This window comes from Mucilaginibacter auburnensis (genome assembly GCF_002797815.1).
GTDB lineage: Bacteria > Bacteroidota > Bacteroidia > Sphingobacteriales > Sphingobacteriaceae > Mucilaginibacter > Mucilaginibacter auburnensis.
Map to the genome: position 1 here is coordinate 341,577 of NZ_PGFJ01000001.1, position 16,963 is coordinate 358,539.

13 protein-coding genes are annotated in these 16,963 nt (G+C 41.9%); 7 read left to right on the forward strand and 6 right to left on the reverse strand.

The genetic code is table 11. The features are described 5' to 3' along the window. Positions 1 to 330 precede the first annotated feature (330 nt). Entirely contained in the window at positions 331 to 969 is a 639-nt protein-coding gene (locus CLV57_RS01500; protein WP_100339597.1) for a response regulator transcription factor, read from the forward strand. Here CLV57_RS01500 and CLV57_RS01505 read toward each other — a convergent pair. Further along, positions 964 to 2,430, reverse strand: coding sequence for a tetratricopeptide repeat-containing sensor histidine kinase (locus CLV57_RS01505; RefSeq protein ID WP_169927050.1), 1,467 nt, complete (start codon positions 2,428 to 2,430; stop codon positions 964 to 966). The genes CLV57_RS01500 and CLV57_RS01505 overlap by 6 nt on opposite strands. Positions 2,431 to 2,603: 173 nt before the next feature. Next, a complete protein-coding gene (locus CLV57_RS01510; protein WP_100339599.1) occupies positions 2,604 to 2,798 on the reverse strand; it encodes a hypothetical protein in 195 nt (64 codons plus the stop codon). A 266-nt stretch (positions 2,799 to 3,064) separates the two neighbouring features. Between CLV57_RS01510 and CLV57_RS01515 the strand changes: the two genes are divergently transcribed. The 4 genes from CLV57_RS01515 to CLV57_RS01530 are packed head-to-tail and all read left to right on the forward strand — an operon-like array spanning position 3,065 to position 6,027. Continuing rightward, entirely contained in the window at positions 3,065 to 3,892 is an 828-nt protein-coding gene (locus CLV57_RS01515) for a hypothetical protein (RefSeq protein WP_157799030.1), read from the forward strand. Positions 3,893 to 3,951: 59 nt separating this feature from the next. After that, positions 3,952 to 4,530 (forward strand): hypothetical protein, encoded by a 579-nt coding sequence (locus CLV57_RS01520; protein ID WP_169927051.1) that lies wholly within the window; start codon positions 3,952 to 3,954, stop codon positions 4,528 to 4,530. A gap of 16 nt (positions 4,531 to 4,546) precedes the next feature. Further along, positions 4,547 to 5,347, forward strand: a complete 801-nt coding sequence (locus CLV57_RS01525; RefSeq protein ID WP_100339602.1) for a hypothetical protein — start codon at positions 4,547 to 4,549, stop codon at positions 5,345 to 5,347. Positions 5,348 to 5,352: 5 nt separating this feature from the next. Next, positions 5,353 to 6,027 (forward strand): alpha/beta family hydrolase, encoded by a 675-nt coding sequence (locus tag CLV57_RS01530; RefSeq protein WP_100339603.1) that lies wholly within the window; start codon positions 5,353 to 5,355, stop codon positions 6,025 to 6,027. 32 nt (positions 6,028 to 6,059) lie between these two features. Here the strand turns inward: CLV57_RS01530 and CLV57_RS01535 are convergent, their stop codons facing one another. The 4 genes from CLV57_RS01535 to rlmF form a co-directional block, all read right to left on the reverse strand. Further along, positions 6,060 to 8,546, reverse strand: a complete 2,487-nt coding sequence (locus CLV57_RS01535) for a M1 family metallopeptidase (protein ID WP_100339604.1) — start codon at positions 8,544 to 8,546, stop codon at positions 6,060 to 6,062. A gap of 163 nt (positions 8,547 to 8,709) precedes the next feature. Then, a complete protein-coding gene (locus CLV57_RS01540; protein ID WP_100339605.1) occupies positions 8,710 to 9,120 on the reverse strand; it encodes a BrxA/BrxB family bacilliredoxin in 411 nt (136 codons plus the stop codon). 92 nt (positions 9,121 to 9,212) lie between these two features. Next, a complete protein-coding gene (gene carB, locus CLV57_RS01545; protein ID WP_100339606.1) occupies positions 9,213 to 12,029 on the reverse strand; it encodes a carbamoyl-phosphate synthase large subunit in 2,817 nt (938 codons plus the stop codon). Positions 12,030 to 12,492: 463 nt separating this feature from the next. Next, positions 12,493 to 13,458, reverse strand: a complete 966-nt coding sequence (gene rlmF / locus CLV57_RS01550) for a 23S rRNA (adenine(1618)-N(6))-methyltransferase RlmF (RefSeq protein ID WP_100339607.1) — start codon at positions 13,456 to 13,458, stop codon at positions 12,493 to 12,495. A gap of 233 nt (positions 13,459 to 13,691) precedes the next feature. Between rlmF and CLV57_RS01555 the strand changes: the two genes are divergently transcribed. Continuing rightward, positions 13,692 to 16,223 (forward strand): NACHT domain-containing protein, encoded by a 2,532-nt coding sequence (locus tag CLV57_RS01555; protein ID WP_100339608.1) that lies wholly within the window; start codon positions 13,692 to 13,694, stop codon positions 16,221 to 16,223. 120 nt (positions 16,224 to 16,343) lie between these two features. After that, the gene (locus CLV57_RS01560; RefSeq protein ID WP_211290012.1) at positions 16,344 to 16,949 is read left to right on the forward strand and encodes a Crp/Fnr family transcriptional regulator; all 606 of its coding nucleotides are present in this window, start codon (positions 16,344 to 16,346) and stop codon (positions 16,947 to 16,949) included. The last annotated feature ends 14 nt before the right edge of the window (positions 16,950 to 16,963 follow it).

Here is a 16,963-nt window from a genome sequence, read left to right on the forward strand (position 1 = left end):
CAGATGCAGGGTTTAAAGGTTGTTATTTTGCAACAGGTTTTCGTCGTGTTCTTTTACCGTAAATATGTATACGTTCGTGACTGGAATGATTAAGTGAGGTGATACAAAGTATCATCACAATAAGGGTGGCTAATAGTGTCATGGCGGGTCCATTAAAGTTTACAATACCTCCTGCGTAACCGGTTATTAGCCGTATGCAAAAGGGCTGGTTTTATTTACTTTTATTAACACAATTTTACGGGCGACTGCCGGCCACTACAATACAAACAGATTGGTATTTTTAGTAGCATCGCTTGGTAATAGTTTTACAACCAATTATTAAACACAATTATGGGTACTGAAAAACTATCTGTTATTATAGCAGATGACCACACGCTATTTATAAATGGCTTGCGCATGTTGCTGCAAAATGAGCCAGATATTGAAATACTTGATGTTGCTGCTGACGGAAAAGAATTAATGGGTTTGCTTAATACGCACTCACCGCAACTTATTTTGCTGGATATTAATATGCCCGGCATCAATGGCCTTGAGGCCCTTAAACGCATAAAAGCCTATCATCCTAAAATAAAGGTGATCATGCTATCCACCTATAATGAGGAGCAGCTCATTGAAAAAGCTAAGGCAGGCGGAGCATATGGCTATTTATTTAAAAATGTTGACAAAACCGAACTGTTAAGTGCCATGCATTCGGTAGTTGAAGGTGGCACGTACTTTCCGCAAAAAGCTACTGAAATTGCACATAATAACTTTGATGAGCCCGATCCGTTTTTAAAGCAATTTCAACTAACTAAAAGAGAGATGGAGCTGCTACAGCTTATTAAAGAAAACTACACTAACCAGCAAATGGCCGACAAGCTTTTTTTAAGCATTTATACAGTTGAAACCCACAGAAAGAATATTATGCAAAAACTCCACCTGAAAAACCCCGTAGAGCTGACCAAGTTCATTCTGCAATATAATTTATAAAGCGTTAAGCGGAATATAAACAGATACCAACGCTCCTCTGCCAGGTTGCGAATCAACCTCGACCTTACCTTTTAAATAGTTGATGCGCGACCGCAGGTTACCTAAACCCATACCTGCTTTAAAATCAGGATGGCTGGCATCAAAGCCTTTGCCGTTATCTTCAATGGTAAGGCTTATGCTGCTCTCATCTTTTATCAGGGCTATATCTACCCTGTTAGCTCCGGCGTGCTTAATTACGTTATTTACGCTTTCCTGCAAAACGCGATAAAGTATAAGTTCAAGCTGATCATTGAACGGCTCGTCAAATCCTCTGCTAAAAAAATTAAAGCTGATGGTGCCGTTTTCTATATTACCAATAAACTGACTGATCACTTTTGACAGCCCGGTTTTGTGCAATGCCCAGGGCATCATGTTGTGTGATATGGTGCGCACTTCTTTAAAGCCATCGTCAACCATGCCAACAACCTTGTAAAAGCGAAGGCGTTGCTCTTCGTCTTTAAAGGTCATTTCGCTGCCAATTATGCTTAGATTAATTTTAGCTGCCGACATGGTTTGACTTACACTGTCGTGCAGATCGCGCGCAATCCGCTGGCGCTCGCTTTCCTCTGTGGCAATAATGGCCTGCATGGCAATATTGCGCTGCCTCAATTGCGTTTGCCGGTAATAAATCAACCCGATAACGAGCAACAAAACCACTAATAAAGAAATGCCTACTATCCAGTATGTTCGTTGTGTTATTTCCAGTTTCTGGTGCAAAAGTTCTGCTTCGCGCTTATCCATACTAGCCTGCAACTCAACGGCAGTTTTGGCTTTCGGCGAATTAAGCAACGTATTTATTTCCGCGCGCTTTTTTAAGTATGTCAGCGCTTCCGAGTATTCACCGTTAAACTCGTAAAGGTCGGCAATCTGATTTACCGCACTTAACTGCATTTCGGCGTAGTTGATTTGGCCCGCATAATCCAAACTGGTTTTAAACGCGTTTAATGCTTTATCATACATTTGCCGGCTTTTGTATAACAAGCCAAGGTTAAAATAATTTATACTTAAGGCGAGTGTATCGTTAAGCGCTTTTTTGTCGGCAATGGTTTTTAATATTTGTTCGGTTGTTTGGGCAGATTGTTTAATGCTCCCCATTACGTCCATCATAAAATTATTGCTATATACCTCCGGCGTATTGTCTTTAGCCTTTTTCGCGATCCGTACAGAGTCACTTATATCATAGGCCCGCCGGTAATAATCAATGGCATTGGTGTAATCTTTATTTGCTTCAGCAATAAAACCAAGGGCAGAAAACGCCTTTATAGCTGTGGGGCTATCATTGTACCTTGTGGCAAACGCCAAAGCCCTATTGAAGTATTGAGCAGCAGAATCACGCTGTTTAATGCTTAGATAGCTTTCACCCAACTCATGCAGTGTTGATGCCTTTGTTTCGGCCTTTGCAGCTAATAGTGCTTTTTTCAAGCTATCAATATTTTGAGCCCGGCAAGGTATAAACGCCAAAAAACAGCAAACCAAAAGGGTGTATCTCATATCCGGGATATATTGCACATTAAATATAGTAAAAAGCTTTCTTCAAAAAACGGGCATAAAAAAAGCCGCGATAATTCACGGCTTTGAAAGGTAGATGGAGGGCTTTAAACCAGAACTATTATAACAAACGCACTGATGATGGATAAGGCAAAAAACAGCTTTCTTCTGTTTTCCGCGGTGATGATATCGGGTATTTTGCCTGAACCCTCGAGTTGACGTTTTCGTAACAAATACATACGCGATAAGGCAATGCAAGCAACAGGGACACAGTAAATCAGGTAATCTAAAATGTTTTTCATAAGGTAAATTTTTGTTGGTAATAACTTTTAATCTTACATGCAACCAAGGTTGCGATGTATTGACAATGCAAGTTTAGGGCGATAAAAAAAGGTGAACAATACAAGGTGGGTGGTATTTTAAGGCGGTAGCCTAAGCTCTACCTTTACAATTATAAAATGCTGCACTTAAAAGCTTTAACATAATATAAACAGATTAATATATTTACATAAAATACGCCCCTAAGCAACCAATGGTTAACCAACTAACATCTTGTTTTTTCAAGAAGATGCGGATCATTTACGCTGTTATTGCTATTGTTTTGCTTTGTAATAAAATAGGCGTAGCGCAAAGCACATTTGAGGATATGCTAAAAGCACATATGGATGAGCTTTTGGCGCCAATTGAAACTGTTCCAGATGAAATTTTACCAAACCCGGTGCTTCAAAGCTTAACAGCACCATCTGGCTGGGGTGGTTACGGGAGTTATATTTTTGGCGGTATTGGCGGCAATTACTGGCAGCCGTACATGCGAAAGCCCGATTTTATTTCATTTGCCGGTTTTTGTTTTGGCGATCCGGAAAGGGCAGTAAATATTGCATTAAGTGTTAACGCCGCCGACGTTTCGCGCGTAAGTAACTTTTCCGGTAATATATCTGTAAGCAGGCGTGTACTAACCGGCAGCAGCATATCTGCCGGAGCTATGCAATTGTTTGCCGACAAATTTATTACTGATTCGCCCGGGGCTACGGTGTACTTTGCCTTTAGCCATGCCATTCAGTCATTACCGTCTGATCTGAATCCCGGAAGCTCAAAGCTTACTTATACAATTGGCATCGGTACAGGAAGATTTTACCGTAAAAGTCCTTATGATATTGAAGCCGGACGAGGTTCAAGGGGAACAGCGGTTTTTGCAACGCTATCATACGAGTTACTCAAAAAGGTTAACTTTAATGTAGAATGGTCGGGCATGAACCTGGGGTGCTCTTTTGGCCTTAAGCCATTTGACAACCCATTGGCTGTTGGCATTGGCTTAACTAATTTAACCCGCTATTCATCAGACAGGGTGAATGCCTCGTTTGTAGTCTGTTATCCGCTGTCTATCAAAAGAATATAATGAGATCAACCAATATAAAATTGCTTTTTAAAATTATGTTACCGGGCCGGCACCAGCCTATGGTATCGTTTTTTGCGGTCTTATTTTTTTGCTTTATAACGAATGTTTCACGCGCGCAAGTAGCTAACCAATCTGATTGGAATGTGCCGCCGCCTTTAGCGCCGGGCACAATAACCAAAGGCGATGCTGAAGGAAGAGCAGGCAGCCGGAGCACGGCTGTTTTAAGAATTAGTGATGTTACAGCTACCGTTCAGCCAGCTGCGCCATATTCAGTGCCCGAGCTTGCTCCAGTTAGCACAACTCCGCCTGCTACTAATCAACCAGAACAGCCTGCAAGCGAAATGATAGCTGCCCTGCCCGACACCCCGCTTCCGGAAGCACCGGAAACACCACAGATGCCTGATAGAACCATGCAGGATGCGCCGGAGCCCCCCCTTGCTGCTGTGCCAATGCCTGCTGCGCCCGAGCTTCCTGCACCGCCGCAAATGCCAACCGGCTCAGCAAATTCTGTAACAACTAATAACGGCTTGTTTCCATTGATGCCGGCCGTATCACAACCTACACAGTTAACGCCTCCGCCGGCAGCAACTATTTTGTGGAAAACCCCGGGCGTACCGGAAAGTGTAAACTTAAACTAACCATTACCCGACCCAAATGAAGAACACCGGTTTAAAGTACTTTTTGGCTGTTACGTTTATTTCGGTAAGCATAGTTTCAAGCGCGCAAAATAAGTTTAAAAAGGGTGAAGACTATCAGCGCGAAGTGCTTGTACGGTCTAATTGTGTGTTACAGCGCGGCGCTCAAACACTGCACGTAAGTTCAGCATCAACACTCGTCAGATCCTATAAAGTTACCGATGCTAACCTACTGGGTGCTGTCCTGGCCGTATCAACAATAAAACTGGTTGATACGATAAATGCGATGGATCAATCTTTTATCTATTCTTCCGCAAAACAAGCCGACCCCAGCTCTATGATACAGTTGGGCTTGCAGAACCTGGCGAAAGCCACCCTTCAACTTAATGTTGACAACAAAGGAGAGATCAAAGTTACCCGACCTCCGGTTAAGCTGAATGATACCCTGGTTTCTTTTTCCGGTATTCAGGCAGAGTATTTCAAGGCAGGTACGGTAGTACCTTTTTTAACAAGTTTTACGCCTAATGTTAATTTGAAAAAGGGTTACACATGGCAAGACAAAACACCTAAAGCACAAACAACCTTCACCGTATATGCGCTCACCCCACGAACAATCACTATTACCTATAAGGCTTCTAAGCTGGGCGAATCACTTAACACCCGCGAAAACGGCACTATAGTAATAGATAACAATACCGGCTTAATTATAAAACGCTATGCGCAAAGCGTTTCAACCGGTTACGAAATGGTTAACGGGGTAGTTTACACCGCAACCCGCCGCACAGCCATTACAGAAACATGTGTTAAAAAAGGGGAATAGTGTGTATGAACGGTAAAACAGCGTTGATCATTATTGAGCGAAGCAACGCCAGGGAAGACTATGAATTAATTTTAAAGATAACATCAGAGCTGACCGGTCTATTTGACCATATCTTTTCATTAAATGTAGGCCTGCCAAATCATGAGGTTTTGCTTTTTGACAACTTAAGCAGGCGAAGTAAATTGTTTTTTTTACTGCGCAGACCGCTAGCCTGGCCCAGTTATATTAAAGGAATAGGGAAAAGTGAATTCGACAAAAGGTGCATACAACTTATACGGCAGGTAAAACTTCTTCAGAAAAAGGGCTTTAAAATTATATTATTGGGCCGATCTGCCGGCGCCAGAATTGCAACCATGCTGGCCGACCAACTGTGTATAGAAAAAGTTATATGCATGGGCTATCCTTTTAAAAACCCCCACCAGCCCGACGAGCCAATAAGGTATATGCATCTAAAAGAACTGCAAACACCAACCCTGATCCTTCAGGGAATAAACGATGTTTACGGCGGGCTTGGTGTTCACCACAACTACTCGCTATCAAATACTATAAAACTTGACTATGTAAACACCAACCACAATTTTAATCTGAATCAAAAGGAAATGGAAAAAGTTGTATTGCATATAGTTTCCTTTGTTGCAGATAAAATAGATTTAAAAAAAGAGGCATCTGTATTTGTCTGACAGATGCCTCTCCTTAATTATAGCTTGTTTGCTTATTTAGCGTTTATAGCTTTAATTGCTGCATCAGCTGCTGTTACTGATGCTGTATCATTTTTCTGCGTACGAGCCGCTTTTACGCCTTCTATTACAGTTACAATGTTGGGGCCTATTTGAGCTTTGTACTGTAAGCCAAACTCTTTAAGCGCCTCAATAGCTTCCTGTGCGTAAGCTGAACTGTTTAACTTACCCGCCATTGTGCCTATTGATTTGGCCAGATTATATTTAACCTGCGCGCCTGCCTCTTTGTATTGCTCGTAAACAAACGGCCACTCGGCATCGCTGCCGTTCAAAGCATAAATATTTAAAATGGCTGCAGTAAGCGCCCCTTTGTTATCTTTTTCAAAGCCTTTGGCTAACTGAAATGCTTGTGGGCTATCCAATTGGTTAATTGCGCTTAACGCAGAACCTTGCACAGCGTATGATTCGCTTTTTAGTGCATCTTTAAACAGGTTCATCATGCCTGCTGCCTTTAGGCGACCTAACACGCCTATTGCTGATGCACGCACAATTGTATTAGGGTCTGATTGTGCCAGCTCAACCAAAATTGGCTGCGCTGCATTACGTACCTGGTCATTGGTCATGTTCAAGGCCGATATAGCGGTAGCGCGTAAACCATAATATTTATCTTTCAGTGCGGCAATTAAAATACCTTGTGCCTCTTTTTCACTCTGCGCCGCTGCTGCTGCCTGTATAGCCTCCAAACGGTCAAGGTATAATGGAGCATTAGCGTACTGGAAAGCAAACTCTGTTAATGATTTTGCGTCTTTCTTTTCGGCCAATAACACTTTATCGCCATCAACATTTACCAGATCAGGCTTTACTGCTGATGTAAAAGTTAAAGTATCGGCTTTACTGCGCATCCAAACACTGTGACGTGTTTTTTTGCCACCGGCATAAATATCAATGGCCATTGGCAAAATAAAGGCATCGCCGGCTTGGGTTTGCGCTAAATAAACAGTTTGTGTTTTTGTAGCTGCATCCCATTTGTAGCTGATGTTTAATTGTGGATGTCCGGCTCCGTAATACCATTGGTTAAAGAACCAGTTCAGATCTAAACCGCTTGCTTCTTCTAAAGCTAAACGCAACTGATGTGCCTCACCGGCTTTGAAAGCATTGCTTTTCAGGTAAATATTTAAGCCTTTATAAAAAGCTTCATTACCCAAGTAGTTACGTAGCATATATAAAATACGACCACCTTTTTGGTAGGTAACTACATCAAACACATCTTCCTTATCATCATAATAAAAACGTACCAGATTTTTGGTTTTAGCATCAGGAGAACGAAGGTAGTTCATCATGTCCTGGTGAATGTGCGCTGCACCTTCGTCTTTACCGTATTTGTATTCGGCCCATAAGGTCTCGCTAAAATCAGCAAATGATTCATTTACGGTAAGATTACTCCAGCTTTCAGCGGTAACGTAATCACCAAACCACTGGTGGAATAACTCATGCGCTATAGTGCTTGGACCCTGACCGTAGTAAGTATCCATCAACTCACGTTTGGTGGCCTGTACGTAACTGCCGTGCAAGGTAGCCGTAGTGTTTTCCATTGCACCGCTCACATAATCGCGTACCACTATCTGTGCGTATTTGTTCCACGGATAATCAACACCTAATGTTTTTGAAAAGAACTCCATCATTTCAGGCGTTAAACCAAAAATATCTTTCGCATAAGGCGCGTATTTTGCCTCCAGGTAATAATCAACCGGTTTGTCGCGCCATTTGTCGCGGTAAATTTTAAAGTCGCCAACAGCCATCATAAATAAATACGGTGAATGCGGCAGGTCCATTTTCCAGGTATCAGTACGGGTACCATCAGCATTGGCCTTTTGCGCAGTTAACTTACCGTTTGACAGCGTTACATACTTAGCAGGAACAGTCATGCTGATCTCTTCTGTAGTTTTTTGCGAACCGCTTTCAATGGTAGGGAACCATGCTGATGAACTTTCTGTCTCGCCCTGCGTCCAGATCTGCGTTGGTTTATCTTTTTCGGTACCGTCCGGGTTAATAAAGTACAGACCTTTAGCATCATTGATAGCCGCGCTGCCTTTTACTTTTAACTCGTTAGGCTTTGAAGTATAGTCAATGTAAATGGTATACTTTTCGTTGTTACGATACACCTTATCTAAGGTAATAGCCAGCGTAAGGCTATCATATTTGTATTTAAGGGGAATGTTTTTACCATCTTTTACTACAGCAAGGGCTTTAATATCCATGCCTTTAGCATCAAGCCTTAAAGTATCGGTTGGATAAAAATGCGGTTTTAAGGTTACCCACTCTTTACCATACATGTAACGCTTTTTGTAATCAAAGCGCACATCAAGTTTGGTGTGGATAAGATCATTAATGCGGGGATAAGTTGCGCGGTAAACTTTTGAAGCAGCCTCTTGTGGCGCGGCCTGCTGGGCAACGGCTGGTTGTAACAGCGCACCCGCAAGGAACATACCGGCTAATAAGCCGGGAACAATGTTTCTTTTCATGTATTAATTGATCAGTTAATGAGCGAATTAACGATTTTTTTTGTTAAATATTCAATCAATAAGACGCTCAAATAATAAAAATGTTACAGAGGTAGCTAATTGTATGCAGAACAAAAAAACCGGCATGAAACTCATACCGGTTTTTCTTATTATTTAATGCTGATTAGCAGTACTCGTCAAACGCATTGATCAGGTTGTCTGCTATCATTTGCGCAGGGCGACCTTCAATTTGGTGGCGCTCAATAATGTGAACCAGCTTGCCATCTTTAAACAAAGCCATTGCCGGCGACGATGGCGGATAAGGCAGCATATAATTACGCGCTTTATCAACAGCCTCTTTCTCCATACCTGCAAAAACGGTTACCAGCTTGTTAGGATGTTTTGCATTTTGACTTGCAATACGTGCAGCGGGGCGTGCATTAGCGGCAGCGCATCCGCAAACAGAATTAACCACAACAAACACGGTGCCTTCGCTTTCAATAGCATTGGTTACCGCCTGGGCATCCTTTAATTCTTCAAAACCAACTTTGGTCAGCTCTTCCCGCATAGGGGCTACCAAATATTCCGGGTACATCATATCTCTTTTTAAAAAATTTCTACAAAATTAAACAAATGGCAAACAGGGTGAGCTAACTCGGTGAATATTAACACCCTGCTGACAAATCACTACTTGCTCAGGTACATTGACTTCTCTTTGTACAAGTGCCTGAAGTAAGGGTCCTGCAGGTTAGGAATAAAGCGTATAGCCTCACCTGTAGATTTCATTTCCGGGCCCAGTTGTTTTTCTACCTCAGGGAACTTATCAAAAGAGAACACAGGTTCCTTAATAGCGTAACCCCATAATTTGCGCTCAATGGTGAAGTCTTTCAGTTTGTTTACTCCCAGCATAACTTTAGCAGCAATGTTAATGTATGGCACGTCATAAGCTTTAGCGATAAAAGGCACCGTACGTGATGCACGCGGATTAGCCTCTATCACATACACATTATCATTTTTGATAGCGAACTGAATGTTCAGCAAACCGCTAACATTAAGTGCTTTCGCGATTTTCTCTGTGTACTCTTCCATCTTTTTGATCACTTCTTCTTTCAGATCAAACGGAGGTAATACGGAGTACGAGTCGCCAGAGTGAACACCGGCCGGCTCAATGTGCTCCATTAAACCAATGATGTGCACATCCTCGCCATCGCAAATTGAATCTGATTCCGCCTCTCCTGCTCTATCCAGGAAGTGGTCGATCAATACACGATTGCCCGGCAGGTTTTTCAACAGGCTAACAACCGCTTTTTCCAACTCTTCGTCGTTGATAACAATGCTCATGCCCTGGCCGCCTAATACGTAGCTCGGGCGCACCAGTACCGGGTAACCAACCTGATGTGCAACCTCCAAAGCTTCTTCAGCGCTTTCGGCAACACCATATTTTGGATATGGAATTTCTAATTCTTTCAACAGGTCTGAGAAACGGCCCCGGTCCTCGGCAATATCCATATCTGGGAACGATGTACCAATGATGCGAATGCCATGCTCATGCATTTTCTCAGCCATTTTCAACGCAGTTTGACCACCCAGCTGAACAATCACACCGTAAGGCTGCTCCAGGTCAATGATCTCGCGCACATGCTCCCAGAACACCGGCTCAAAGTACAGCTTATCAGCCATGTTAAAGTCGGTTGATACGGTCTCGGGGTTACAGTTGATCATGATAGCCTCGAAGCCTGATTCTTTAGCGGCCAACAAACCGTGTACGCAGCTGTAATCAAACTCTATACCCTGACCAATACGGTTTGGACCAGAGCCTAATACAATGATCTTTTTCTTATCGGACACTACCGACTCGTTCTCACCTTCGTAAGTTGAGTAGTAGTAAGGTGTTTTAGCCGGGAACTCGGCAGCGCAGGTATCAACCATTTTGTACACGCGACGGATGCCCAACTCCTTACGGCGCTGGTAAACCTGCTCCTCGGTAGTGTTGGTTAATATATAAGCGATCTGCTGATCTGAAAATCCTTTTTGTTTAAGGGTATATAGGAAGTCTTGCGGGATGTTGTTTAATGAGTAGCGGCGCAACTCATTCTCTAATGTTACCACTTCCATGATCTGGTTCAGGAACCAGCGGTCTATCTTAGTAGCTTTACGTACCGACTCAATTGGCACACCCAGGCTCAGGGCATCGTAGATATGGAATAGTCTGTCCCAGCTTGGGTTTTCCAGACTGTGCATAATTTCTTCCAGGTTGCGGCTTTGACGGCCATCAGCACCTAAACCGGCACGACCGATCTCCAAGCTCTGACAAGCTTTTTGCAAGGCCTCAATAAAGCTGCGGCCTATGCCCATTACCTCACCTACCGATTTCATTTGCAGACCTAACTGACGGTTAGCGCCTTTAAATTTATCAAAGTTCCAGCGTGGTATTTTAACAATTACGTAGTCAAGCGTTGGCTCAAAGTAAGCCGATGTTGTTTTGGTGATCTGATTTTCTATTTCGTCAAGGTTGTAACCTATGGCCAGTTTGGCTGCAATTTTAGCGATAGGATAACCTGTAGCTTTCGATGCCAAAGCTGATGAGCGCGATACCCTTGGGTTGATCTCGATAGCGATGATCTCCTCATTAGCCGGGTTAACCGAGAACTGCACGTTACAGCCACCCGCGAAGTTACCAATGGCACGCATCATTTTGATGGCCTGGTTACGCATTTCCTGGTAGCAGCGGTCGCTTAGGGTCATGGCCGGGGCCACGGTTATCGAGTCGCCGGTGTGGATGCCCATCGGGTCAAAGTTTTCGATAGAGCAGATAATGATCACGTTGTCGTTACCATCGCGCAGCAACTCTAACTCATACTCTTTCCAGCCCAATACCGCTTGCTCCACCAAAACCTCATGGGTTGGCGATGCCTGTAAACCACGGCTCAAAGCCTGGTCAAAATCTTCTTTTTTATGCACAAAGCCTGCGCCTTTACCACCCAGCGTGTAGCTTGGGCGAATAACCAGCGGGAAACCAATTTCCTGCGCGGCTTCTTTACCTTCTAAAAATGAGTTGGCAATTTTTGATTTAGCCACACCCACACCAATATCAACCATCAGTTGGCGGAAAGCCTCGCGGTTCTCGGTTTTCTCGATGGCTGCCAGGTCAACACCTACAATTTTGGTATTGTATTTTTCCCAGATGCCTCGCTCGGCGCAGGCAATACACAGGTTAAGCGCGGTTTGGCCACCCATGGTAGGCAGTACCGCGTCAATTTGCTGTTCCTGTAAAACCTTTTCAATGCTTTCCGGCTCAAGCGGCAGCAGGTAAACATGGTCGGCAATAACCTTATCGGTCATGATGGTAGCCGGGTTGCTATTGATGATAGAAACCTTGATACCTTCGTCTTTTAGCGATAACGCGGCTTGCGAACCGGCGTAATCAAACTCGCAGGCCTGACCAATAATAATAGGACCCGAACCGATAATGAGGATTGATTTAATGGAGTTGTCTTTTGGCATAGTCTTTTTTTGTGGCTATGGCTGATGGATTTGACCACCAACTATTAACTGATTCTATGCGCCGAGGCAGGATTTTCCCGACTACAGCGTCGGGATGCAAAGATAGAAAAAATGAGGTATTGCAAATTTATATTTTCACATTAATATAAACAGTTGTGGAGTAGGTGCGCCGGCGTGCGTTTGTTTCACAAAAATAGATGTAATAGCTGTAACGCCTGTAACAGGTTTAGTGGGTAATAAGTTCTATTTCAAACAGGTAGGAAAACGACCTGTAACAGCATGCAACAACTTTTACGTCAGGAATTTTAGCTGTAGAATTTGATTAAATAATTTATTTACAATTAATTGTAAAACCTGCGTTTTGCGCGTGTCTTGTGTAACAAACTTTCGTTAGTCCTAAGCAGAGTTTAGATATTCCTCCCTCGGGAGGGCAGGGAGGGGTTAGCCCCTTTTGCTCCAACTATTAATCATACCAAAACTTGTTCTTCCACTCCACCTGTTGCTGCGGGGTTAAAAAGGTCCAGGCTACAATACGGCTTGTTTTTTGGCCATGCGTCATGGTGATGGTGCGTACATCCAGTGCGTTTACTTGCTTCAACAACTTATAAATAACCGGCAACGTATCTTTTTTTGATACCAACGTACTGAACCATAGTATCTGTTGCCCCACTACGGTGCTTTGCTCCACCATGCGGCGGATAAAGCCCGCCTCGCCGCCATAGCACCACAGCTCGTTTTTTTGTCCGCCGAAGTTGAGGGCCGAGGCCTGTTTGTCAAAGCCCAGCTTTTTCCATTTGGTAGCGGTTGAGATCTGCGCTTCCTGTAACGACGCGTGGAACGGCGGGTTACACATGCTGATGTCGAAACCCTCGGTCCGTTTAACCATGCCGGCAAATATGTGCGACTTGTTGTTCTGCAGCCTGAACTCCATCTTATCCTTAAACCCGGGGTTCATGGCCGCAATGTTCTCTGCCGAACTGATAGCCACCGGGTCAATATCTGTACCCACAAACTCCCAGTTGTACACCTTGCTGCCAATTAGCGGATAAATACAGTTGGCGCCCATGCCAATATCCAGCACCTGTATCTTATTGCCGGTGGGCACCTCGCCGCCGTTCAGTTCGGCCAGTAAGTCGGCAACGTAGTGGATATAATCGGCGCGGCCGGGTATGGGCGGGCACAGGTAACCTTCTGGAATATCCCAATGGTTAACCCCGTAATATTGTTTCAGCAGCGCCTTGTTTAAAGCTTTAACCGCTTCGGGGTTGCTAAAATCAATGGCTTCATCGCCGTAGGGGTTTACCGATACAAACTTTTTTAAAGCCGGACTGCCCTTGCACAGTTGCTTAAAATCATACCCCGCACGGTGAACATTGCGTGGATGCAGATTTTCTTTCTCGGTGATTTTTTTTCCTGGCGCTGAAGACATGCTTTTTATTATTCTGCAAAGGTCGGGATTTTGGGGGAGAAAAGGGAACGTGGTGGTTAAGCACAATACTGAATAAAGCGATATTAATACACCGTCTCGCATTTGGGCTAATTCAACTAACGCATGATATACTTGATAGTAGACTGAAGCACTCTAAATCAGAAGCATCATTTAAAAAAATGATTCAGAAAATTTGTATTTAAATAATACTTTAGCAAATAAAACCTATCATAATGAACCATTTCACTGTTAAGGATAAACTAAGAACCATCAAAGAGAGCAGAAAAGAAACTACTTTGTTCCCTTATTTGCAACAACTATTTGCTAAAATGGATTACCAAGACGTTCAAATTACGCATGGAATCCATGAATACGGCAAGGACTTGGTCTTCAGAGAACACGATAGTAAAAAGAGAATTGATAGATACACTGCTGTTGTAGTCAAGAATAAAGATTCTGGACAAACCGACTTCGAAGATGGTGGAGAAGTAATGCGTCAAATTAAATTGGCCTTTGACCATCCTTTTGTCAACGACAAAGGTGAAAACATAACAATATCCGAAGTTTTAGTAGTAATAAACGGGACGGTTTCGCCACAAGTGAAATCTATACTTAAAAATACAATACTACCTAAGTTTCTATCGAATGTTGAAATATGGAATTATCAGAGACTGACTCAGGAAATTGAAAATTACATCAAAGACGACTTTTTGAGCAACTATGAAATGGCCATTAATAATTTCAAGAACTCTCAAATCCATAATTTATCCAAAGTTGAAAATACAAAAGAGTTGTTCCATGGTTTATCAATTAAAGATATAAATGATATCTATGTAAGCGTAAAGACATCATATCAAAGGTTTCAAGAAAAAAAAGAAACCTACATAAAATATGACGAAGATGTAAAGGCGGTCAAACGTACAGAGGAATTAGATGATTCTCTAATAATTGGTCGTGACCATAAAGATTTTTTTGTTTACGGACTACCTACATCTGGGAAAAGCCTTTTATTGAAGCGGATCGGAATTAACGCTTTAAACGAAAATTATGAAAAGCCCGTTGCTGTCTTTTATTGGGAGTTTGCTTCAATAAAAGAAAATGTTGATTTGCTTTCAAGTTTAAAAAGTCAATATGCGGCGGCGACTAACGAGGCAATAAATTTTACAAAATTTTCCAAGCTAATATTATTATTCGACGGGCTGGATGAAATAAAAGATCCTAAAGTTAAATCTCTCATTTTAGAAAATGTTTTACAACTAAAAATTCAGTTACAGGTTCAGGAGGACTCTTTTAAAAAGGACAAAAAAGCAAAGTATGATGCCTTTCAAATCGCAAAACAATTACTGTCAGACCCATTTTCAAAATTGAAAGTTTCGAATGAAATTATTGACGCAGATTGCTTCAATAAAAACTTCAATGTACAATTAATTATTTCTTCAAGAGACCGAAATTTTATTCAAGAGCACGAAATACTAAACTCGTTTGAAAAAGTTGAATTACTTCCCTTTGACGTAGGACAGGCGTTTAAACTCGTTAAAAAACTTATTCCTAATGATGTAAGTAAATCTAATCATTTTGTGAATGCGTTAAAAGATGGACTTCTAACTAATAAGCTAGTTAGGACGCCGCTTGCTCTAACGCTGATGGCAATACTTTATCGAGAAGATCAAATAGACTTATCAGAACTTCCTGCAAATATTACAGAATTATACAATAAATTCACTGACTATTACCTTGAACGATGGGACAGTAGCAAAGGATTAGGTTCTCAATATAAGTATGAAGAAGCGAGGCAAATCATGGCGATGATAGCTTCAAAAATGCATTGTGAAGGCGAAAAGTCTATAACGGAATCTAACTTATCCACTCTTTTGGAAGAAATAAAAGGCGAATATGACTTTAAAGATCTAAAAGATATATCTGGCTTTATAGATTCGCTTAAAGACAGACAAGGGCTCATTCAATACGATGAGCATCTAAATGAGTTTTATTTCTATCATCTTACTTTTCAAGAGTATTTTGCCAGTGTTGCATTTGATGACTCAAATGAGTCAGTGTTGAACGAAAATTTCTTTTCGGACTGGTGGGAAAATACAATGATTTTCTACTGCGGCAAACAACCTAAACGCGACAAGTTTATAAAAGAACTATATACTAAAAATGTCGCTTCTAATTTTAATCAATCCTATAAATACTTTTCACTAATATCAAGATGTTTACAAGCAAATCACTTGATATCAAGAAATCTTAAATATAAGATTCTGTTATCTCTCTTGCATAATTTTGATCTATTTTATACGCAATTGTTAGAGAATGACTCTGAACAAGAATCTGGAATAACTTATTGGTTAACGACAATAGATTTCACAATTCAACTTCGAGATATCTTCCTTAACCATCTTAGTACAAAGCATTTAAATATCGAGGATTTAAATAGTGCATATTCAGAAATTAAAGGCAGTGAAACATATAGCGATATGACGAAATATTGTTTAGCCTACTTGTTAACTACACGTTTAAAAGACAGTATGTATTTAATAGACTTTTTAAATGTGCCTGGTCTTAATGTCAGATGGTCAAGAATAGTCTATGTAGACCTACGCATGCAAAAACTTGATAAGGGATTAGAAGATAAAATCTTAAGTAAGATTAATAAAAGGCAAGGAAAAAATAAAGACTACATAAAGAAGCAATTAAAAGAAAGGGCTATAAAGCACCTCAAAGCATCAGATAGTACATTGCAATCACAAGAAGCAGACTTATAATATTAACATAGTACTATTAGAGCACGCGTGTATTTCAACGCTAATAGTATGCTAGCGCATGCGCTATGTCATAAGAAAGAGGCCTTTAAAAGGCCTTTAAAGTCCTCCAAAACAATATCTTTGATCCGCATCAAAAGCATAGCAGTGATTGAAGTATTTAAAACGTACCTAAAAACCAAAAGCCAACTCAGCGAAAGCGACATTGATACAATTGTTGCCGCCGGCCACATCAAAAAAGTGCGCAAACGGCAGTACCTGTTGCAGGAGGGTGATGTTTGGAAATACAATTGCTTTGTTTTAAAAGGCTGCCTGCGCACCTATTCGGTTGATGAGAAAGGCAATGAGCACATTATCCATTTCGCCCTGGAAAACTGGTGGGCCGGTGATAGGGCAAGTTATGAGTCGGGCGGAACATCGCTGTATAACATAGATGCTTTAGAAGATTCAGAAGTTTTCCTGATAGCCAAACCGGTGTTTGAAAAATTGTGCAAGGAAATACCCGCCCTCAACGATTTTGTGAACGCCCTGCTGCACCGCAGTTTTATTGCCGTTCAAAACCGCATCCACACCAATATCAGTTCAAGCGCAGAAGAAAAGTACAAGCGTTTTGTTGAGCAATACCCGCAAATGCTTACCCGCATACCGCAAGGCATGATCGCCTCTTACCTCGGCATCACCAAAGAAACCCTGAGCCGTATCCGCAACCAAACCAGTAAAGACAGATAGGGTGTATTAGGGGT